General features: G+C 43.3%; 21 protein-coding genes. 7 read left to right on the forward strand and 14 right to left on the reverse strand.

Translation table 11 applies throughout. The features are described from left to right. Nucleotides 1-11: 11 nt before the first annotated feature. The 3 genes from ybeY to miaB form a co-directional block, all read right to left on the reverse strand. Nucleotides 12-476, reverse strand: a complete 465-nt coding sequence (ybeY, locus tag AACQ75_RS10450; protein WP_013857329.1) for an rRNA maturation RNase YbeY — start codon at nucleotides 474-476, stop codon at nucleotides 12-14. Next, nucleotides 476-1,576, reverse strand: coding sequence for a PhoH family protein (locus AACQ75_RS10455; protein ID WP_170888604.1), 1,101 nt, complete (start codon nucleotides 1,574-1,576; stop codon nucleotides 476-478). The genes ybeY and AACQ75_RS10455 overlap by 1 nt, the downstream gene beginning before the upstream one ends. 70 nt (nucleotides 1,577-1,646) lie before the next feature. Further along, nucleotides 1,647-3,071 (reverse strand): tRNA (N6-isopentenyl adenosine(37)-C2)-methylthiotransferase MiaB, encoded by a 1,425-nt coding sequence (gene miaB, locus AACQ75_RS10460; protein ID WP_013857327.1) that lies wholly within the window; start codon nucleotides 3,069-3,071, stop codon nucleotides 1,647-1,649. A 257-nt stretch (nucleotides 3,072-3,328) separates the two neighbouring features. Between miaB and AACQ75_RS10465 the strand changes: the two genes are divergently transcribed. After that, nucleotides 3,329-4,480: a 2-octaprenyl-3-methyl-6-methoxy-1,4-benzoquinol hydroxylase gene (locus AACQ75_RS10465; RefSeq protein ID WP_170888605.1), complete on the forward strand. Its 1,152-nt coding sequence runs from the start codon at nucleotides 3,329-3,331 to the stop codon at nucleotides 4,478-4,480. A 79-nt stretch (nucleotides 4,481-4,559) separates the two neighbouring features. Here the strand turns inward: AACQ75_RS10465 and crr are convergent, their stop codons facing one another. From crr to cysZ, 5 genes are all read right to left on the reverse strand, one after another. After that, the gene (gene crr / locus AACQ75_RS10470; protein WP_094124745.1) at nucleotides 4,560-5,069 is read right to left on the reverse strand and encodes a PTS glucose transporter subunit IIA; all 510 of its coding nucleotides are present in this window, start codon (nucleotides 5,067-5,069) and stop codon (nucleotides 4,560-4,562) included. 106 nt (nucleotides 5,070-5,175) lie between these two features. Continuing rightward, nucleotides 5,176-6,900, reverse strand: a complete 1,725-nt coding sequence (gene ptsI / locus AACQ75_RS10475; RefSeq protein ID WP_096036198.1) for a phosphoenolpyruvate-protein phosphotransferase PtsI — start codon at nucleotides 6,898-6,900, stop codon at nucleotides 5,176-5,178. A 138-nt stretch (nucleotides 6,901-7,038) separates the two neighbouring features. Further along, on the reverse strand, nucleotides 7,039-7,296 hold the full coding sequence (locus AACQ75_RS10480; protein WP_026027491.1) for an HPr family phosphocarrier protein: 258 nt from the start codon (nucleotides 7,294-7,296) through the stop codon (nucleotides 7,039-7,041). A gap of 298 nt (nucleotides 7,297-7,594) precedes the next feature. Further along, on the reverse strand, nucleotides 7,595-8,563 hold the full coding sequence (gene cysK, locus AACQ75_RS10485) for a cysteine synthase A (protein ID WP_170888606.1): 969 nt from the start codon (nucleotides 8,561-8,563) through the stop codon (nucleotides 7,595-7,597). A gap of 157 nt (nucleotides 8,564-8,720) precedes the next feature. After that, the gene (gene cysZ / locus AACQ75_RS10490; RefSeq protein ID WP_013857322.1) at nucleotides 8,721-9,473 is read right to left on the reverse strand and encodes a sulfate transporter CysZ; all 753 of its coding nucleotides are present in this window, start codon (nucleotides 9,471-9,473) and stop codon (nucleotides 8,721-8,723) included. A 230-nt stretch (nucleotides 9,474-9,703) separates the two neighbouring features. Here cysZ and zipA point away from each other — a divergent pair, with 230 nt between their 5' ends. The 5 genes from zipA (at nucleotide 9,704) to cueR (ending at nucleotide 15,517) form a co-directional block, all read left to right on the forward strand. Further along, a complete protein-coding gene (gene zipA / locus AACQ75_RS10495) occupies nucleotides 9,704-10,528 on the forward strand; it encodes a cell division protein ZipA (protein ID WP_019282600.1) in 825 nt (274 codons plus the stop codon). 60 nt (nucleotides 10,529-10,588) lie between these two features. Further along, complete coding sequence (gene ligA, locus AACQ75_RS10500; protein ID WP_170888607.1) at nucleotides 10,589-12,604, forward strand: NAD-dependent DNA ligase LigA; 2,016 nt, start codon at nucleotides 10,589-10,591, stop codon at nucleotides 12,602-12,604. 504 nt (nucleotides 12,605-13,108) lie between these two features. Further along, nucleotides 13,109-14,152 carry a chitoporin gene (gene chiP, locus AACQ75_RS10505; RefSeq protein WP_017045465.1) on the forward strand — a complete coding sequence of 348 codons (1,044 nt, stop codon included), beginning with the start codon at nucleotides 13,109-13,111 and terminating at the stop codon, nucleotides 14,150-14,152. A gap of 75 nt (nucleotides 14,153-14,227) precedes the next feature. After that, on the forward strand, nucleotides 14,228-15,031 hold the full coding sequence (locus AACQ75_RS10510) for a hypothetical protein (RefSeq protein WP_170888608.1): 804 nt from the start codon (nucleotides 14,228-14,230) through the stop codon (nucleotides 15,029-15,031). Nucleotides 15,032-15,097: 66 nt separating this feature from the next. Next, the gene (cueR, locus tag AACQ75_RS10515) at nucleotides 15,098-15,517 is read left to right on the forward strand and encodes a Cu(I)-responsive transcriptional regulator (RefSeq protein WP_019282246.1); all 420 of its coding nucleotides are present in this window, start codon (nucleotides 15,098-15,100) and stop codon (nucleotides 15,515-15,517) included. Between the two features lie 130 nt (nucleotides 15,518-15,647). Here cueR and AACQ75_RS10520 read toward each other — a convergent pair whose 3' ends face one another. The 4 genes from AACQ75_RS10520 to AACQ75_RS10535 form a co-directional block, all read right to left on the reverse strand. Further along, on the reverse strand, nucleotides 15,648-16,106 hold the full coding sequence (locus AACQ75_RS10520; protein WP_064624783.1) for an NfeD family protein: 459 nt from the start codon (nucleotides 16,104-16,106) through the stop codon (nucleotides 15,648-15,650). Between the two features lie 7 nt (nucleotides 16,107-16,113). Continuing rightward, on the reverse strand, nucleotides 16,114-17,037 hold the full coding sequence (locus tag AACQ75_RS10525) for an SPFH domain-containing protein (RefSeq protein ID WP_013857314.1): 924 nt from the start codon (nucleotides 17,035-17,037) through the stop codon (nucleotides 16,114-16,116). A 308-nt stretch (nucleotides 17,038-17,345) separates the two neighbouring features. Further along, a complete protein-coding gene (locus tag AACQ75_RS10530) occupies nucleotides 17,346-18,200 on the reverse strand; it encodes a thioredoxin family protein (protein WP_170888609.1) in 855 nt (284 codons plus the stop codon). A gap of 399 nt (nucleotides 18,201-18,599) precedes the next feature. After that, a complete protein-coding gene (locus AACQ75_RS10535; RefSeq protein ID WP_170888610.1) occupies nucleotides 18,600-19,514 on the reverse strand; it encodes a TIGR01777 family oxidoreductase in 915 nt (304 codons plus the stop codon). A 228-nt stretch (nucleotides 19,515-19,742) separates the two neighbouring features. Here AACQ75_RS10535 and yfcE point away from each other — a divergent pair, with 228 nt between their 5' ends. Next, nucleotides 19,743-20,300: a phosphodiesterase gene (yfcE, locus tag AACQ75_RS10540; protein WP_026028124.1), complete on the forward strand. Its 558-nt coding sequence runs from the start codon at nucleotides 19,743-19,745 to the stop codon at nucleotides 20,298-20,300. A gap of 17 nt (nucleotides 20,301-20,317) precedes the next feature. Here yfcE and AACQ75_RS10545 read toward each other — a convergent pair whose 3' ends face one another. Both AACQ75_RS10545 and AACQ75_RS10550 read right to left on the reverse strand, forming a co-directional pair. After that, complete coding sequence (locus AACQ75_RS10545) at nucleotides 20,318-20,596, reverse strand: SelT/SelW/SelH family protein (RefSeq protein WP_017045494.1); 279 nt, start codon at nucleotides 20,594-20,596, stop codon at nucleotides 20,318-20,320. An 84-nt stretch (nucleotides 20,597-20,680) separates the two neighbouring features. Then, nucleotides 20,681-21,196 (reverse strand): regulatory protein ToxS, encoded by a 516-nt coding sequence (locus tag AACQ75_RS10550; protein ID WP_026027495.1) that lies wholly within the window; start codon nucleotides 21,194-21,196, stop codon nucleotides 20,681-20,683. Nucleotides 21,197-21,206: the final 10 nt, after the last annotated feature.

Consider the following 21,206-nt stretch of genomic DNA (forward strand, 5'->3'; position numbering starts at 1 on the left):
ATTGTCTGGAGCTATTCCTTCTCAGCAATATACGGGTCTTCAAAGCCCATTTTTTGCAGAATTTCAGTTTCAAGAGATTCCATCTCTTCGGCTTCATCATCATCGATATGATCATAACCTAGCAGATGTAGACTGCCGTGTACAACCATATGAGCCCAGTGTGCCATCAACGGTTTTTGTTGCTCATCGGCTTCTTGTTCCACCACTTGGCGGCAAATGACAAGGTCACCGAGCAGATCCAACTCTATGCCCGGAGGCATCTCAAAAGGGAAGGATAGCACGTTGGTCGGCTTATCTTTTCCTCGGTAATCGCGATTGAGCTGTTGACTCTCTTCGGAATCAACAATTCGCACAGTGACTTCCGCTTGTTCCTGAAATGGGGTCACCGCGTGAGTTAACCAATGGCTGATATCATCAAAAGTAGGTAACCCTTGCTCATTTTTGACCGCTAATTGTAAATCTAGTTCGATACTCATTATTCACCAACGTTTTTTGTTGCGGTTACTGTATTCACTTCAGTATAAACATCCACAGACTTTACTTCTCGCTCTTCACGACGACGTTGCTCTTGAGCTTTACGCTCTTTTTGGTCCTGAGCTTCCCATTTTTCGTAAGCGTTGACGATACGAGCAACCACTGGATGACGTACGACATCATCAGACAAAAAGAAGTTGAAACTGATTTCGTCAACTTCATTGAGCACTTCAATGGCATGGCGAAGACCTGAACGAGCGCCACGCGGCAAATCGATTTGTGTCACATCACCCGTAATAACGGCTCTTGAATTAAACCCAATCCGTGTCAGGAACATTTTCATTTGTTCAACGGTAGTGTTTTGACTTTCATCTAAAATAATAAAAGCATCGTTGAGTGTACGTCCGCGCATGTAAGCGAGTGGCGCAACTTCAATCACATTGCGTTCAATGAGCTTTTCTACTCGCTCAAAGCCAAGCATTTCAAACAACGCGTCATAAAGCGGTCGTAGGTATGGATCGACTTTTTGGCTTAAATCACCGGGTAGAAAGCCCAATTTTTCACCTGCTTCAACCGCCGGTCGTGTTAACAAAATTCGACGAACTTCTTGGCGCTCTAGCGCATCAACTGCAGCGGCAACGGCTAAGTAGGTTTTACCTGTCCCTGCTGGGCCGATACCAAAGCTGATGTCGTGCGTCACCATGTTAACGAGATACTGAGCTTGGTTAGGCGTACGCGGTTTGATCAGCCCTTTTTTGGTCTTAATGAAGACTTCTTTGCCATGTTGAATACTTGATTCAGACGGCTGCTCAAGGATCCCTGAATCTTTGATGGCTAGATGAATTTGCTCTGGTTCGATATCGGGAATTTGACCACGTATGGGTGAGGTATTAACGTACAAAGATTTGATAATATCCAACGCAGCCGCGGCAGTGTGTGGTTTACCGACTATGGTGAAAAACTGGCTGCGGTGATTAATTTCAACACCAAGACGGCGTTCTAATTGTTTGATGTTGTCATCGAATGGACCGCACAGGCTAGCAAGACGGCGGTTGTCTGAAGGTTCTAGATCTATCTCTAGCGTAACAATTTTATTGCTCAATGTTGCCTCTCAGTTTGCCATGGTACAGTGCCCGATTATGATCGAGCACTGTATGACATTATGCTTAAACCTAAGGTGTAAAAGTGGCTACCCCTAGCTCATTTTCTCGACGTGTTTTCGCCATCATTTGCGTTGGTGAAATCACGGTGCGAAGATCCATCTCTTGTTCAGTGCGAACCAGTTCACCACGCAGTGAGTTGGCAAACACATCGACAATTTTTACATCGACAAATTGGCCAATCAGATCGGCGGAGCCTTCAAAGTTAACGACACGGTTATTTTCGGTACGGGCGCGAAGCTCCATTAGATTTTTCTTAGATGGGCCTTCGACTAATACGCGTTGTTCTGTACCTAACATCAAACGTGAGTAACGCATCGCTTGTGCGTTGATTGTTTGCTGCAGTTCATATAAGCGCTCTTTTTTGGCGTCTTCTGATAAATCACATGGGTAATCAGCGGCTGGCGTACCCGGGCGAGGGGAGAAGATAAAGCTGAAGCTCATATCAAAATCAACGTCTTTAATCAGCTTCATTGTATCTTGAAAGTCTTTATCTGTTTCACCGGGGAAACCGACAATAAAGTCAGAACTAATTTGGATCTCTGGGCGCGCCTTACGCAGTTTGCGAATAATGGATTTGTACTCAATCGCGGTGTGTGGACGCTTCATCATGGTTAGGATTCGGTCTGAACCACTTTGTACCGGAAGGTGCAGGAAACTCACTAGCTCAGGTGTGTCTTCATAAACGGCAATGATATCGTCGGTAAATTCGAGTGGGTGGCTGGTGGTGAATCGAATGCGATCAATACCATCAATAGAGGCGACTAAGCGTAGCAGATTGGCAAATGAACAGATTTCACCATCGTGCATAGGGCCACGGTATGCGTTAACGTTTTGTCCTAAAAGATTGACTTCGCGTACACCTTGCGCCGCGAGTTGCGCGATTTCATACAACACATCATCCATCGGGCGACTGACTTCTTCACCGCGAGTGTAAGGTACTACGCAGTAAGTGCAGTATTTTGAACACCCTTCCATAATAGAGACGAATGCAGTTGCGCCGTCTGCTTTTGGTTCTGGTAAACGGTCGAATTTTTCAATCTCTGGGAACGAAATGTCCATGACTGGCGCATCGTTGGTTTGCGATTGTTTTATCATTTCTGGCAAACGGTGTAGGGTCTGCGGGCCAAAAATAACATCAACAAAAGGAGCGCGTTCACGGATGTGATCACCTTCTTGGGTTGCAACACAGCCGCCAACGCCAATCACGACGCCTGGTTTTTTATCTTTCAATGTTTTCCAACGACCCAGTTGGTGAAAGACTTTCTCTTGTGCTTTTTCTCGGATCGAACAGGTGTTAAGTAATAATACATCTGCTTCCTCTGGCTCTTCCGTTAGCTCATAGCCGTTTGCAGCGTTAAGCAGGTCGGCCATTTTTGATGAATCGTATTCGTTCATCTGGCAGCCCCAGGTTTTAATTAGCAGTTTCTTACTCATCTCACTTTCGCTCGTCTTATTGGTCTAAATTGGTTGAACTAATGCTCAAATTGTAGCCGCCATCTCGGCGGTAAGCCGCGTATTGTACTGCTTTAAAAAGTCACTGACTAGTCATCCAATAAAATCTCTCGCATGTTCCGTCATCTCTAGATTTTCACCATAGAAAGTGCAGGGTTTTTGTGTAAAAAAATTCGCAAAAAAGAGCTGAAAACGTACAATGAAAATCGACTCAAAACTCAGACGATTAAGTGTAAACAATGAACAATTTTGACGTGGTGGTGATTGGCGGTGGCATGGTTGGGGCGGCAGTGGCTATAGGCTTTGCTAAGCAAGGTCGCACGGTTGCTCTGGTCGAAGGTATAGAGCCTGAAGCGTTTACAATAGACCAAGTAATGGATCTGCGCGTTTCAGCCATTTCGCAAACTTCGGTTCAGTTACTTACTGACTTAGGCGCATGGGATGAAATTATGCAAATGCGTGTTTGCCCTTATCGCCGCCTAGAAACCTGGGAGCACCCAGAGTGCCGTACTCGTTTTCATAGCGATGCATTGGGCCTCCCTCAGCTGGGTTATATGGTCGAAAATCGTCTTATTCAGATCGGATTGTGGGGACAATTTGTGCACTACCCGAATTTGCAGGTTTTTTGTCCTGATAAGCTCAAGCACATTGTGTTTGGCCAACACAATAGCGTGCTTTTAGAGTCAGGTGCAACTCTTACTGCAACTTGGGTGATTGGTGCGGATGGTGCAAATTCTCTTGTGCGGCAGCTGGCGGGAATTGGTATTACCGCGTGGGATTATCGACACCATTGCATGTTGATCAATGTCGAAACTCATCAGCCTCAGCAAGATATTACTTGGCAGCAATTTTTTCCATCCGGCCCGCGCTCGTTTCTTCCTTTACCGGGTAATCAAGCTTCTTTGGTATGGTATGACTCACCAAAACGAATTCGCCAATTGTGTGCGATGAACAAGCAGCAGTTAAGGGAGCAAGTGTTGGCCTCTTTTCCTGAGGAACTAGGCGATATTAACGTGTTGCAGTGTGGGGCATTTCCCCTCACTCGTCGTCATGCTCAGACATATGCGAAACGGCAATGTGTTTTGGTTGGCGATTCAGCACACACGATTAACCCTCTGGCTGGGCAAGGGGTGAATTTAGGGTTTAAAGATGTAAAAGCGTTATTAGCTGTGACACAAAATCAAGAAGCTTTAACACAAGCGCAATTACGGAATTATGAAACATGCAGAAGGCCGGATAACTTAGTGATGCAATCAGGAATGGATCTGTTTTATAAAACGTTCAGTAACGAGGTTTTGCCAGCAAAGTTGGTGCGCAACGCGGTATTGAAGTTGGCCGAACATTCAGGCCCAGTGAAGGAAAAACTGTTGAAATACGCGTTAGGTTTGTAGTGCGATTTGAGCTGTTTTTGTAGAAACAAAAAACGCTGCAAATCAGCAGCGTTTTTTACGTAATAAAAATTTTAACGAATTACTTAGTTACACGTAGAACCGGTGTTTCACCAACAACGACGGTGCCAGAAAGCTTGTTCAGCTCTTTGATTTCGTCCATGTTAGAGATAACAACAGGTGTTAGTGTTGATTTTGCTTTCTCTTCAAGAAGCGCTAGGTCGAATTCGATAACAGTATCGCCTGCTTTAACCGATTGGCCTTCTTGAGCGATACGAGTAAAACCTTCACCTTTTAGCTCAACCGTGTCGATACCAAAGTGAACGAATAACTCAACACCGTCATCAGACTCGATTGAAAACGCATGGTTAGTTTCGAAAATCTTACCGATAGTGCCGTTAACTGGAGCTACCATTTTGTTACCTGATGGTTTAATCGCAATACCATCACCAACAATTTTCTCAGCGAAAACAACATCTGGCACATCTTCGATATTGACGATTTCACCAGAAAGAGGGGCAATAATTTCAATCGCACCTGCATCTGAGCTGTCGTCAGATACTAGCTTCTTAAGTTTATCAAACAGACCCATTGTGTCATGCTCCTAACGTTTAATTTTATTCTGTCGAATTATAGTATACCAATCGCCAACAATAGACGACCTATTTTTAGTCGTCTATCTCATTGGTATTAGCGAATTATTGCGTTTTCTCTGCGATGAATTTTTCCACACAAGCTTCGATTTCAGCTGCGGTTGGGAAAGAGAGTGCTTCTTCTGCCATCGCTTTAACTTCGGCGAAGTTTGAGTTACGGATCACTTTCTTCACTTTAGGGATAGAGATACCACTCATAGAGAATTCATCGAGTCCCATACCAAGTAGAAGTAGCGTTGCACGTTCATCACCCGCTAACTCGCCACACATACCCGTCCATTTACCTTCAGCGTGTGAAGCATCAATCACTTGCTTAATCACGGTTAAAACTGCTGGAGAAAGTGGGTTATACAGGTGTGAAATCATTTCGTTACCACGGTCAACCGCAAGAGTGTATTGGGTTAAATCATTGGTACCGATAGAGAAGAATGACACTTCTTTTGCCAAGTGGTGCGCAATTGCCGCTGCCGCAGGTGTTTCAACCATAACGCCAATTTCGATATTTTCATCGAACGCCAAGCCTTCCGTGCGAAGTTCTGCTTTGTATTCTTCAATGGCGTTTTTAAGCTCACGAATTTCTTCTACAGAGATGATCATCGGGAACATGATACGCAGTTTACCATGCGCAGATGCACGCAGAATGCCTCGAAGCTGATCACGCAAGATGTCACGACGGTCTAAGCTGATACGAATCGCGCGCCAGCCCAAGAATGGGTTCATCTCTTTTGGTAGATCCATGTACGGAAGATCTTTATCACCACCGATATCCATGGTACGGATAATCACCGCTTCACCACTCATCGCTTCTGCAACTTCTTTATAAGCTTGGTATTGCTCATCTTCAGTTGGTAGCGCGCTGCGGTCCATGAATAAAAACTCAGTACGATATAAGCCAACGCCTTCACCACCGTTGCGTAAAATACCATCGCAGTCTTTTACTGTGCCGATGTTACCGCATACTTCAACTTGGTGGCCATCGAGTGTGATAGCAGGTAGGTCTTTTAGTTTTGCGAGCTCTTCTTTTTCCGCAGCAAAATCATCACGAATTTTTTTCGCTTCTTCAAGCTGTGCTTCTGAAGGATTAATGATGATTTTGTTGTTCATGGCGTCAAGAATAAGCATGTCGCCATTCTTTACTTTCTTAGTGATGTCGTTAGTACCAACAATCGCTGGAAGCTCAAGTGAACGTGCCATGATTGAAGTATGAGATGTACGACCACCGATATCACAAGCAAAACCCAGCACGTAATCAAGATTGATTTGTGCAGTTTCAGAAGGCGTTAAATCATAAGCAACAAGAATTACTTGTTCGTTAATATCACTCAGTGAAACGATATTGATGCCGAGAGCATTTTTAACAAAGCGCGTACCGATATCGCGGATGTCTGTCGCGCGTTCTTTTAGATATTCATCATCAAGAGATTCTAGGGCAGCAGCCTGCTCTTCGATCACGGTATAGATCGCGTTGTCTGCATGCATTTTGTCATTTTTGATGAGTGCTAAAATTTCCTCTTCTAGCTCTTCATCTTCAAGCAACATGATGTGGCCTTCAAAGATGGCTTCTTTTTCTTCACCGAATGTTTCAAGTGCTTTTTGTTTGATCACTTCTAGCTGAGCAGAAGATTTGTTACGAGCGTCATAAAAACACTGAACTTCTGCTTCTACTTGGTCATCTGAAATAGAGTGAGTATTTAGGACAATTTCATCTTCTTGAAGTAGCAGTGCTTTACCAAAAGCAATGCCTGGAGATGCTAGGATGCCTGAAATCATAGCGTTACCTTAAATTGGTCAACTGTAAACGGGAGAATGTGGACTATTGCGCTAACGGTAATTAGTAGCTCAAAATGTAGACTATTTCCAACAAAGCCATTTTGTTTTCACAAAATGGCTTTGAAATAGTGGACCGGATTAATGTAGTTGGTCCATGAGAGCAACTAGGTGATCTACCGCTTGCTTAGCTTGAGGGCCTTCAGCAGAAATAGTCACAACGGTACCTTTTACTAGGCCAAGAGTTTGAAGTTTGAATAGGCTCTTAGCACTTGCGCTTTTGCCGTTAGAAGTCACTGTGATGTCTGCATCGAATACTTTTGCTTCTTTAACGAACTGCGCAGCAGGACGAGTGTGAAGGCCGTTTTCTGCAGTGATTTCTACTTGCTTCTCGTACATGTTATATACCCCAATTGATTTATTTTTTGTTAGTTTCTTCACCAGAACAGCTTAACTGCTAATCAACGGTTCTGCTAGCAGAGTAACGCTGTTTTAGTGTCATAGCTGATACTGATTTAAATTTCATAATCACGATTTCAATCTATGTTGTCATTCGTCATTATAGTTAATACGTTTCTGACTTCTTTATTTCGAAGCTTAAAATAAAACGAGGTGATATTACCAAAGGTGAGGCAAGGATCAACAAAAAAGCCCCTGTATGGGGCTTTTTTAAACGAAAATTTGATTTAACCACCTATTACTGTTGGTTCTCTTTCTCGGTAAATAGGCCAGAAAATAGTGCGGTGCTCAGATAACGCTCACCTGAGCTTGGTAGTACCGCTACAATTGTTTTTCCTTCAAATTCAGGTAGTTCTGCTAATCTATTCGCTGCTACAATCGCTGCGCCTGATGAAATTCCAGCCAAAATTCCTTCCTCTTCCATGAGGCGCCTTGCCATTTCAATCGCTTCTTCTGAAGTGACGGCTTCAACACGGTCAATGAGGGATAAATCGAGGTTGCCAGGAATAAATCCTGCTCCTATACCTTGGATTTTGTGTGGCGCAGGTTTGATTTCATCTCCAGCAAGTGCTTGAGCAATGACTGGCGACTCCGCAGGTTCAACCGCAACTGAGATGATAGCCTTGCCTTTTGGGCCCTTAATGTAGCGACTTGTGCCCGTTAAAGTACCACCGGTTCCGACACCTGCAACGAACACGTCAATCTCACCATCAGTTGCATCCCAGATTTCCGGCCCTGTTGTTTTTTCGTGGATTTGTGGGTTGGCTGGGTTATTGAATTGCTGCAGCAACAAGTATTTTTCAGGGTTGCTGGCAACAATTTCTTCTGCTTTAGCAATTGCGCCTTTCATGCCTTTCGCCGCTTCGGTGAGTTCAAGGTTGGCTCCTAAAGCTTTAAGCAGTTTACGGCGCTCTAAACTCATTGATTCAGGCATAGTAAGTGTCAACTTATAACCACGAGCAGCTGCAACAAATGCAAGAGCAACACCGGTGTTACCGCTGGTTGGCTCTACAAGTTCAACGCCAGGTTTCAGTGTGCCAGCTTTTTCTGCTTCCCAAATCATGTTGGCACCGATACGGCACTTCACGCTAAAGCTTGGGTTGCGCGCTTCAATTTTCGCCAGTACCTTACCTTTGCTGACTTTGTTTAAGCGAACAAGAGGAGTGTTACCAATAGTCAGAGAGTTGTCTTCGTAAATTTTGCTCATTGCGATATTCCTTTATTACACACGTTATATGTGCCTGGCGGTCTGATAAGACACGTGAGTGGATACAGATGCAGAATAGGTGTTAACCTTAAAACGTAAAAGGATTAAAAAGTTATAACTTATAGAGGGATATGCAGGTTGAATCTCCCTCGCACCATCACTGCAGTTTGTTTTTAAATTCACCAACCCACATGGCTGTTGCCCCGCATACAGCAACCGGCATGACGATTAAGTTAACAATGGGTATGGTGGTAAAAATCGACACTAAAACACCAAAGCTATACGCCTTGGTCTGTTTTTGTTTCAAATTGTGTCTCATCTGGTTAAAGCTCACTTTGTGGTTGTCAAATGGGTAGTCACAGTATTGGATGGCTAACATCCATGCAGTGAAAATGAACCACAGCAAAGGGCCTAAGGTTTGTCCTAAGGCAGGAATTAGGAGCAATAAGAACAAACCGATTGCTTTGGGTAAGGTATAGATTAATTTTCGCCACTCTCTTGCGAGGATACGTGGGATATCTTTGACCATAGACCAGATGCCATCGCTGTTGATTGGAGCGCCAATTAATCTTTCTTCCACTTTTTCTGCGAGTAGCCCATTAAATGGTGCAGCGACGAAGTTAGCCAGCGTACTGAAGAAATAGGAGAACGTGGCTAAGATAGTGATCGCGAGCAATGGCCATAAAACGTAACTTAGCCAAGATAAAAAATCAGGGATTTGACCAATAAACTGTTCTATCCACGTATTGAGATGATTGAATAAGTAAAAAAGAGCGCTGCCGACGAGAATGATGTTGATGAGTAATGGCAGAATCACAAAGCGCCGAATGCCGGGGGTCAGTGCTAGCTCTAGACCAAAAAAGAAGTATCCAAAACCTGAACGTTGCTTAAGTGTCATACCGTTATCCATGTGAATATCTGTTAATCAATACTAAAAAGCTATTCTACTCAACCTGCCGAAGAAGAAAAGCGTGGTGAAAATCACATCATGTATTGAACTTCTCACATTAAGTTGTTCTAAATCGGTACAAACTTTTGGTAAAGTACCCCGATAGACCGATATAACCCACGTTGGTGACACGTTCAATTCAAGCTGGTAAAGCTGAGAATAACCATGCATCGAGAAACTGAGAGTGAAACATGCAGGAATTGCGATTCGTACTCATAATTGTTGGCGCGCTAGCGATAGCCGCGTTGCTATTTCATGGTCTTTGGACCAGTAAGAAAGAAGGGAAGTCCAAGTTTGAGGATAAGCCTCTTGGTAAAATTGATGTTGATCACGATGATACACAATCTGCGACCCAGCGTTCATTTGCTCCGGAAGATGATTTCGAAATTATTCGCAAAGTACGTAAAGAGCCAGATTTTAGTGAAGCGGTTGACCCTCTCATTGACGGTTATTCACCAAGTTTTGAACCTGAAAATGTGCTTGATGAACTCGATGATGTGCCCTCAATATCGATGAAAACCGAATCCTCAAGTCTCAGTGAACAAGATGATGTCGTTGCTGACGATAATCAAAAATCCGACGTTCAAGAAGCCGAAATGGAAGTTATTGTGCTGAATGTGCATTGTGCGGGAAATGATCCCTTTGTCGGCACTAAGCTTTTTGACAGTATGCAGCAAAACGGCCTTCTTTATGGTGAGATGGATATTTTCCACCGGCATGCCGATCTGTCAGGTACTGGGAAAGTGCTGTTTAGTGTTGCTAACATGATGCAACCCGGTACATTGGCACATCATGATCCTGCGGAGTTTACTACTCGCGGTATCTCATTCTTCATGACGCTGCCTTGCTACGGCGAGCCTGATCAAAATTTCAAATTAATGCTTAAAACCGCTCAGCAAATCGCCGATGATTTAGGTGGTAATGTATTGGATGATGCGCGTAATTTAATGACGCCAGATCGATTGGCTGCCTACCGACGCCAAATCCAAGAGTTTAAAAGCGCACGCAACGCGTAGAATAAACATCGACCATTAAGGGCTCCTAGTCGGAGCCTTTTTTCATGATCCGAGAGAATTATGATGCAAACAATAGAACACAAATTAAGCCAACTTCGTGAGACGCTGCATTATCATGCTGTACGTTATTATGTAGAAGATAACCCTGAAATTCCTGACGCTGAGTATGATCGTTTGATGCGTGAGCTGCTTGAGTTGGAATCGCAGTATCCGGAGTTAGTCACAGCGGATTCACCCAGCTTGCGTGTTGGAGGTAAGCCTTTAGAGGGTTTTGCCCAGGTGACTCATGAAATTCCAATGCTCTCTTTAGATAATGTGTTTGATGAGAAAGAGCTTGATGCCTTTCACAAGCGGATGCAAGACCGGATACCGAGTGCCCACTTTAATGCTTTTTGCTGCGAACCTAAGCTTGATGGTTTAGCCGTGAGTTTGCTTTACGATAATGGTGTGTTAGTACAAGCCGCCACGCGTGGGGATGGCGCGGTCGGTGAAAATATTACGGAAAACGTGCGAACGATCAGTGCTATTCCACTGAAGTTACAGGGAAAAGGGTGGCCCGTTCGTTTAGAAGTTCGTGGTGAAGTGTTCATGCCTAAAGCCGGTTTTGAGCGATTGAACCAACAAGCACTCAAAAAAGGTGAAAAAACCTTTGTTAACCCAAGAAATGCGGCCGCAGGGAGCTTGAGACAGCTCGACTCAAAAATCACAGCTCAAAGGCCGTTGAATTTTTATGCTTACAGTGTTGGTGTGATTGAAGGCGCTGAGTTAGCAAGCAGTCATTATCAGCGCTTTTTGCAGTTAAAAGGGTGGGGGCTGCCGATGTGCCCTGAAACACGTCTAGTCTCTTCAATGGATGAAGTGAAAGAGTACTACCAAAGTATCTTAACTCGTCGCGCTCAACTCGCGTATGAGATTGATGGCGTGGTGATTAAAGTTGATGATATTGAACTGCAACAAAAGCTCGGTTTTGTCGCGCGGGCGCCTCGCTGGGCGATTGCTTATAAATTTCCCGCCCAAGAAGAAATAACGCTCCTGAACGATGTTGAATTTCAAGTGGGCCGTACTGGGGCTATTACACCTGTTGCGAAGTTAGAACCTGTATTTGTGGGGGGAGTCACCGTCAGCAATGCCACATTACACAACGCTGATGAAATTGAGCGCCTAGGCGTGAAAATTGGTGATAGCGTTATTATTCGTCGAGCAGGCGATGTTATCCCACAGATTGTTTCTGTGTTGTTAGACAGACGCTCTGATACAGTGGTCGATATTGTTTTCCCGCAGTACTGCCCGGTGTGCAACTCTGACATTGAGCGTGTTGAAGGTGAAGCTGTCGCCCGTTGTACAGGGGGGTTAGTGTGTCAAGCTCAGCGCAAAGAAGCATTAAAGCACTTTGTCTCTCGCAAAGCGTTAGACGTGGATGGTTTAGGCGAAAAAGTGATTGAGCAGCTTGTTGATAAAGAGATGGTGAGCACGCCCGCGGACCTCTTCCGTCTAAAAGCAGGGCAGCTAACGGTGTTAGAGCGTATGGGACCAAAATCAGCACAAAATATCGTTAATGCACTGAATGCCGCCAAAATGACCACATTACCCCGTTTTTTGTATTCATTGGGCATACGTGAAGTCGGGGAAGCGACGGCGGCGAATCTTGCGCTCCATTTCGGGTCATTAGACAAAATTCGCCAAGCAACCCATGAAGAACTACTTGAAGTTCAAGATGTTGGAGTTGTCGTTGCGAGTCATATCACATCTTTTTTTGAGCAAGATAAAAACCAACGGGTGATTAATGAATTGATCGAACTCGGTATCCAGTGGCCTAATATCGAAAAGCCGAGCCAAGATGCGATTCTCCCTTTACTTGGTAAAGTGGTGGTTTTGACGGGGAGCTTGTCGAAACTCTCTAGAAGTGATGCGAAAGCGGCGCTACAAGAGCTTGGCGCAAAAGTAACGGGAAGCGTCTCTAAAAACACCGATATACTATTTGCCGGAGAAGCGGCCGGTTCAAAATTAGTAAAAGCGCAAGAACTAGGGATCGAAATTCGCAGCGAACAAGATTTGCTTGAGTTAATGAAAAGCTAATTTTTTAAGCATCCCTTCCTTCATAAAGCCTCAAAATTAATTTTGAGGCTTTATTTTTATCTCAAACCGCCACATTAAAATGTCCAGTAATTAGAAAAAAAGCCCTCATTTTCTTCGATGCCAATCAAGCAGAACTTTACTCTCTTTCAATTTATTATTGCGATGCACTTCAAGCTATTAGTGTAATTGTTTTTTCATCGCTTTGAAAATTAATGAGTTTTTTGTTTTTATATTTTGTTTTATGACTTATTAGATCTTGATCACTTACTTGGTCAAAGTTTGCCGTAGCTCATATTTTTTTAGATAAAAATTAAGTTCTCATTGATGTTTTCTGTTGCGAAGTTAGTCTAGTGAACATGGATACACGATGTGTATGCAGGAAAAGAGAAAATCAGAAAATTAATGACTAATTTAGGTTTTCAACATAGGAAATGATTTCTCCCTTCGGCGGCCAACTTAAGGGGGAAATAAAAAACAGCTATATCTATTTTTAGGAGTTTTTCCATGGACAAAATGTTTAAACGTACTCTTTTAGGCGCTGCAGTTGCTATGGCGTCAACTGGTGCATTCGCAGCGTCTGAAACAGGTGCAATTGGTGTGCTGTCTGATTTTAACGTGCAAGCGTACGGTGTTGCTGCTATTTCTGCTTTTTATCAAGAAGACAGTAATGGCTATGATTATGAAAATGAATCACGCATAGGTTTTCGTGCTAGCAAAGATATGTTTGATAATGTCAACGTATTTATGCAAATTGAATCCGGCTATGTTGGCGAAGATGGTAAAGGTAACACTTTAGGTGCCCGTGATACTTTTCTTGGTTTGCAAGGAGATTGGGGTAAAATTCGTTTTGGTCGTATGCTAACCCCTCTATATGAAATCGTTGACTGGCCATACTCTAACCCAGGTTTAGGTCGTGTATTCGATTGGGGTGGCGATGTTGCTGGCCATTATGATCGTAAAGGTGATATTGCTCGCTACGACTCACCAGCCTTCGGTGGTCTAACATTTAACATTTCTGCTGGTCGTGGTGATGTAGGCACTAAAGGTTCAAATCACTTTGGTGCAGCTGTTCACTATAATGCAGCTGATATCGTAACTTTCCATGTCGGTTACGAAAATAACTCAAAATACCAATTAACTTTAACAGAAGACAAAAAAGATGATATTAAAGCTGCTGCTGACGCAACAGCGTATATCGTAGGTTTTGAACTTCCACTGCCAGCAGGCTTTGGCTTAGCAGGGGCTTATAAGTATACGGAAGGTGTTTCTAAACACTATAGCAATGCTGGTAAAGAAGGTGAGCAAGGTCAATACTCTCTGATCGGCCAATACTGGAATGGTCCATGGGGCTTCAAAGTAGGCTATGCAGCTAACCTTGATTCTGAAGTGAACGGTGTAGATCAAAATGATGATGATGAAGTATTGTCTGCACAGCTGATGTACGTGAAAAATGGTTTCGTGCCATACATTCGTGTTGGTCAGCACGATGCATACAACTCTGATGATAAGAAAGGATTTGTACGTGTAGGCTTGGAATACGGCTTCTAATTTGACAAACCTTGCCTTTCTTTAATAAAACGCCGGCCTTGTGCCGGTGTTTTTACTCCATAAACAAGGACATAAATGATGAATTTATTTAAAACGACCATATTATTTTCAACCATCACAATGGCCGTTGGATGCAGTAATTTAGACAGTTCTAGTGTGTTCAATGATGTGGCGAAGAATGTCAAAGAAAGGCACAGCTATGTTCAAGTTGTAGCAAAAGACATTACACCAGGAGCTAAGGCAATTTTAGGACCTGATATTGTAAAATCTGAGCTAAGCTATGTCGGCAATTTCCCTAAATCTGAAGGGGTAAATATTGAATATTCATATGTTGATATGAATGCCACTTATTTTAAAAATTATGACCAATTTGACACAGTTACTTACTCATCACAGAAGTTTCAAGTAGAAACATATCGTCCATTGGCTGAGACTTGTACCGAGCATTGTACGACTACGCAATGGTTTAAGTTTCCATTATCTCAAGAATATATTCATCAGCTGAGCTCGGATTCGGTTGTGTTTACGCTGACTTCATCAACAGGCAAAAGCCAAGTAGAATTTTCGGTGCCTAAAGCCTACTTCTTAGCCGTGATTGACGAGGCGAATTTCACCTTAGGCAGTTCTATGATACCTTCCAATATCACTCACTCAGTGCAAGAGCAAGCGACTAAGCCTATTGAAATGGTTCAATATTGGTTTGCTGAAGCTGATGTTAACGATCGGAAAATATTTGAAAACTGGGCATTTAGCAATCGAGATAACATTAGCCAACCTCTGACGGCAGAAAATAAGCCATTAGATATGCTAGGGTACTGGTATGAGAAAGCGAATAAAGCTGAGAAGTCTCAGATTCTGAGCTGGTTACTAAATCAATAATCAAGCTTGCGATTTATCGTTATAAAAGGCATGGTTAAATCATGCCTTTTAAGTATTACGCTTACTATGAATATTAGCCAAGTTTCTCAGTTAACAGCACTTACCGCTAAGTCCATTCGTCTTTATGAAGAGAAGGGGCTGATATCGCCGCCCCTTCGTTCAGAGAATGGTTACCGTCATTATCAACAAGCGCATATTGATGATCTTTTACTTATTGCGCGATGCAAGCGCGTTGGTTTTAGTTTAGAGGAATGTAAATCCTTACTCGCCCTTGCCAACGATCCGTACCGGACCAGTTTTGCAGTCAAAGAGAAAGCGCAAGAGAAGTTGAAACAAGTATCACAGAAGCTGGCAGAGCTTTCATTGATTAAGTTGCAACTAGAAGAGTGGATTACCGAATGTCCAGGCGACGGCGGTAGTGAATGCCCAATCATAGATAATTTGAAGGGGCAGTGTTGCCATAACGACTTGAACAAGTCAGTGTGAAAATGAGCTCATTAGCTAATGAGCTGTCGAGGCACACACTACAATTGGGCTGCCCATAAATGAAAAAACCAAAAGCAATTCATCACTTTTGGTTTTTATGTACTTTCTTACTGATGTTTACTCAATGAGGCTAGCTCTCTTTAGGCTCAACAATCAACACAATTCCTTCGACATCCACGACTTTAACCACAACATCGGCTTCTAGGTTTTGCTGGCATTTTGCTATCCACGTTGTATCGCCGAGCTGCAATCGAAAAGTTGCCCCTTCTTGAACGCTCTCTTTAAGACGAGCTGTTTGTCCGATCAGCTGTTTCTGTTTCTGGTTCAGATCACGAGTCTCGTCACCATCGTGGTCTGATTTAAATTGTTTACGCCACCATAACCAAGTCGTGACGAGTGATAAACTTGCAAAAGCCATCCACTGCAGTTGCCAACTGATGGGGAGCATCGCAAAGATAAGGCCAACGATGAGTGCGGAAATACCTAACCAAAGAAAATACCCAGCAGTTCCAAGCAGTTCCAATGCAACAAGCACTAAGCCTAATGCGAGCCAGTGCCAATAATTCATTTGTTGTATTAGCTCTATCACGTTAGGCCTACTTATCTTGTGAGGATTTCAGGTTGAACATTTCAGCAATGCCAGCAACCGAACCCATCAACCCAGTTGCTTCTAATGGCAGCATGATGATTTTGCTGTTCTCTGCTTGACCAATGGCTTTAAGTGCTTCGGTATATCCTTGAGCGATAAAGTAGTTAACTGCTTGCATGTCACCTTGCGCAATCGCATTAGAAACCATCTCTGTCGCTTTAGCTTCCGCTTCGGCAGCGCGTTCACGTGCTTCTGCTTGAAGAATAGCCGCCTGCTTTTCACCTTCAGCTTTAAGTATTTCAGACTGCTTTTGGCCTTCGGCGCGTAAAATTTGTGCTTGACGTACGCCTTCGGCTTCTAACACTTCAGCACGTTTATTTCTCTCCGCTTTCATTTGCGCATTCATCGCTGCGGTTAAATCCGCTGGTGGTTGTACATCTTTAATTTCGATGCGAGTGACTTTTACACCCCAAGGGTTAGTCGCCTGATCGACTATCGATAACAATTTAGTGTTGATCATGTCACGCTGGCTGAGCATTTCATCCAGTTCCATCGAGCCCAGTACGGTACGCATATTGGTTAGAGTTAAGTTGCGAATGGCGTGTTGTAGTTCGCTAACTTCATAGGCGGCTTTTGCAGCATCAATCACTTGCACGAAGCAAACCGCGTCGATAACAACATTGGCGTTATCTTTGGATATCACTTCTTGTGCTGGGATATCAAGCACCTGTTCCATCATATTGATTTTTTGTCCGACGCGATCAATGAATGGAATAATGATATTTAAACCGGGGCGTAGGGTGTGTGTGTAACGTCCAAAACGCTCTACTGTCCAATTGCTCCCTTGTGAAACGGTTTTCACTGCAGAAAAGATAAATGAAATAACGACGAATACAAATATGCCAACGGCGACGAGTGAATCAATAGCCATAACGGTTCCTTTTAAGTATTAAATAATCCTAATGTTGATGTTCCTTTCTCTATTGAATCGGCCGCTGTGTTAGCTAAGTTCGTTCACCCCAATCATAGAGCTTATTGTGCTCATAGGGATGAACTCACTTGCCGACTGCCAGTATCTCCAAGTCATTTGGATATAGGAGCGATTCTCATCAACGTTTGAGCTTTGCTATTGATCATTCTCTATCAGTTATCGATATGGAACAAATGAAATAATGAGATTTGATACTGGTTTTTTAAACAATCAAAGCAGAACGTTTCCAGTTTAATTGCTTGATATTATTAATATAATAATGAATACAGCTTTCTGCGATAAAGATTTGCCACACTATTTCCTTGTCCAAGAGCACTTAAAATGTCCATAAACACTTTTTTGAGCCCACCATCGAGGCAATTGAGGTCGCTTTGTAAAAATGACCATAACAGCTCGAGAGCTTCTTCATTACGGTTAACTTGATGATATTGAAGCGCTAACTCACTTGCTATGTGAGCGTTGTTTGGCTCAGCGGAAAAAATCTCTTCTAATGCCTGAATCTCTGGGCTGTCAGCGGCTTGCTTATGCAGCTCCAGTTTGGCGATTAAGCCTTTGTAGTAACCATCTTGATACTCTAGTGGGATGCGTTCCAGTTCTGTTTCTGCCGCTTCATACTGCTGAGTTTCCAGAAACACATCAGCGAGGGCCAGTTTGACCTCTGCTTTTGCTTTCATATCGTCAGGTAGACTTAGTAGTAAGGGGAGTGCTTGCGAATGTTGTGTTTGCTCTATCAGTGTTAAGGCTTGCTGTAGCGCGACTTCATCGTGGCTTGGCAAATGTTTGTTTAACATTGCATTCACTGTTTCTATGGTCTGAGCACCAGCTAAACCGTCGACCGCTTGACCATTAATAAACAGAGCGATTGTTGGCAGGGTTTGAACACCAAATTGCGCTGCCACTTGCTGTTCTTGCTGGCAGTTGAGAAGAGCCAATGTGAATGCGCCACTGTGTTGTTGCGCTACGCTTTGTAATTCAGGAATGAGCTGTACGCTCTCTTGATTCATGGGTGCCCAAAAATAAAAGAGAATAGGAGTCTCAACTGAGCGTTCGAACACCTCTCGAAAGTTGTGCTGATTGACCTCAACGATGTAAGGTGATTGCATGATATTTTCCTTGCGATAATCAAGTTTATAGTCTTAGAAATAGGGGTGAAAATTGGAATATCAAGGGCAAATGAAAAACGCTACCGTTAAAGTAGCGTTTTTTATCTCTCAAAGAGAGGGCAAGCAAAGGTGTCTATAATATTAAAAATAGTGTCAGCGCAACACCGACACTGAGCCAATTTAATTGGTGTAATGTCATATTCGTCGTACCACATGTAACGCTTTATATTGGATTAACTGGGATATCCAGAGTTGTATCATGTCACATGAATGTTACGAATTAATGACAATTAAGTTGGTTGTGCTACTTTATGCAACCGTCGGTTTATCCACAGATAAGTATCGCTTTTGTCATTATCGTATACCTTGCTATGCACAAAAAATATAGGCCAGTTTTGGTTAAGCACGATGTTGTAATATATTTTTCAACGCAGGTTCTAGGTGTGAAAACTGGAAGTGAAATCCTAGCTCGGTTAGCTTTTTAGGTTTTGCTCTAATACTGTCAAACAGTAAAACAGCCGCTTCACCCATTGCAAGGTTTAGAACCCATTTGGGAGTGAATAGTATGTGTGGTCGACGTAATGTTTTCGCCAATAGTTGGCTAAAATGCTTATTAGGTACGGGATGTGGAGCACAGAGGTTAAAAGCACCTTGTGCATGTGGCGTGTCTAATAAATAGGCTATCGCTCGTGCCATATCTAATAAGTGGATCCATGGCATATACTGCTCACCCTTACCAAGAGGGCCGCCCAAGCCTAAACGGTAAGGTGGCAGCATTTTCTTTAAAGCACCACCATCACTAGCGAGCACGATCCCCGTACGCAATAGGCACACTCGAGTTTTTTCTGATTGCGCTTGGAGTGCGATGCGCTCCCATTTTTCGCAAACGTGATGAGGAAAACTTTGTTGGTGCACATGTAATGTTTCATCAAACGGATGAGACTGTTGGTCACCATAATAGCCGACGGCCGAGCCACTGATGAAAACGGAGGGTGGTTCAGTACTGGCATGGATGAGTTCAACTAACCGCTTTGTTATTTCCCATCGGCTAGCGCAAATGATCGCTTTTTGCTGTTTGCTCCAACGTTTGTCGGCGATCGGTTCTCCTGCAAGATTGATAATGGCGTCAAATTGATTCGCGTCTTTTAAACTCGCTAGGGAAGTCAGGTAGGTGATACTACCTTTGTCTACATGGGCGAGCTGCTGCTTAGCTCGCTCTATATCGCGCGTGAGGAGGTAGATATTGTGCGTGAAAATCTGTTTCATCAGCTCTTTACCGATAAAGCCAGTCCCTCCCGTTAATAGTATTTTCATGTTTCTACCTCATTGGTCTGTGCGATATCACCTAAATGGTGGTGATGAGAACGATAGCCATGTTAGTTAAGTGGCGATGCTTGTTTGCCATCTAACCTAATATAGGAAACTTATTTAGCATACGTGAATTGTTCGTGGTGATAAATGACAATGTTTATCCATAACTCGAGATGACGAAGTGTGCTGAAATTCGTACAATCTGTAGTTCCAAAATACGGAGATAAAAGTATGAAGTTGTTTTTTGCTTCGGATTTACACGGTTCACTGCCTGCTACTGAAAAAGTGCTCAGTCTATTTGAACAGTCAGGTGCAGACACTTTAGTACTGCTAGGAGACCTTTTAAATCATGGTCCGCGTAATCCTATACCTGATGGGTATAATCCGACCGCAGTTGCGGAGTGCTTGAATCGATGGGCGCCGCATATTGTGGCGGTCAGAGGCAATTGTGATAGCGAAGTCGACCAAATGCTGCTCGACTTTCCGATGATGATGGATTTTTGTTGGGTAGTTTTGGAGTCAGGAACTCGTTTTTTCTTAACGCATGGCCATCAATATAATGCTCAAAATAGGCCACCATTAAAAAAAGGTGATGTTTTGATCCATGGCCACTCGCACATCCCTATGGCGCAAGGTCAAGATGATGTCATTATTGTCAACCCGGGGTCCGCGACCTTTCCACGTAATGAATTTCCCCCAAGCTACGCTATTTATACGGATGGATTATTTCAAGTCATGGGGCTAGAGGGACAACAACTGGCGCAATATCGTTTAGCGACTAGCTCTTAAACCGGTCGCTATCTGATTTACCTGTTGTCTGAATGACCCAGATCTCGCTCTGGGTCAATGATATCTCTGACTCGTTGCTTAAGAACTTTTGCTTCAGGGAAACCACCATCATGTTTACGTTCCCAAATACGTTGCCCATTGCACATGATTTCAAATCGTCCCCCTGTATCAGGGTAGAGACGCACAGATTCAATTTCTTCACTAAAAGTATGCAGTAACTCTTGGCTTAGCCAAGTGGCTCGAAGCATCCAATTACACTGGCGGCAATAGTAGATCTCAATATTGGCTTTTTCCATGGTATACCTTTTGTGAAGAAGGAAGGGCTATTCGCAACAAAGGACCTTTTCGACCCTTCATTGAAGTTACAGATTACTCGATGGCTAATTGATGAACAGCACTGTCGAACCATGGCTTAGGCTGGTGAGCAATAATGTTTTTTCATTGACGACATCAATACGTCGACTTTGTTGAGCATCCATCTTGAAAAATTGAGTAATCAGTTCTAGTTGCTCAGGGGTAAAGTCCTTACTTTGACTAGAACTAATGTTTTTAAATTCGCTAGGCGATATCAATAAGTAGCTATCACTGATATCCCAGGTGCCGGTTTCTGAGATATTAATGAAACTTTCACTTTCACCACCCACGGCGAATAACTTCACATTTGACATTCTAATATAAGTACCGTTAGGTAAATATTTCACATTCGAATTGACATCAACCCGACGGATTGGCCCAACAGAATCATTCTGTTGACTGCGTTTTACCACAGTGACCATTTTAGATTGCCATTCTTGCGCCGTTAGGATTTGTTCTATTTTTAAATCACTGCCCCAGTATAACCAACTACTGAATAGTGCAGAGATAGCTAAGATGAGGGTTGCCACTTTTGGATTCATATTTATGCCC

Origin of the sequence: Vibrio sp. B1-2 (assembly GCF_963888445.1) — a bacterium.
GTDB classification, from domain to species: Bacteria; Pseudomonadota; Gammaproteobacteria; order Enterobacterales; family Vibrionaceae; genus Vibrio; species Vibrio anguillarum.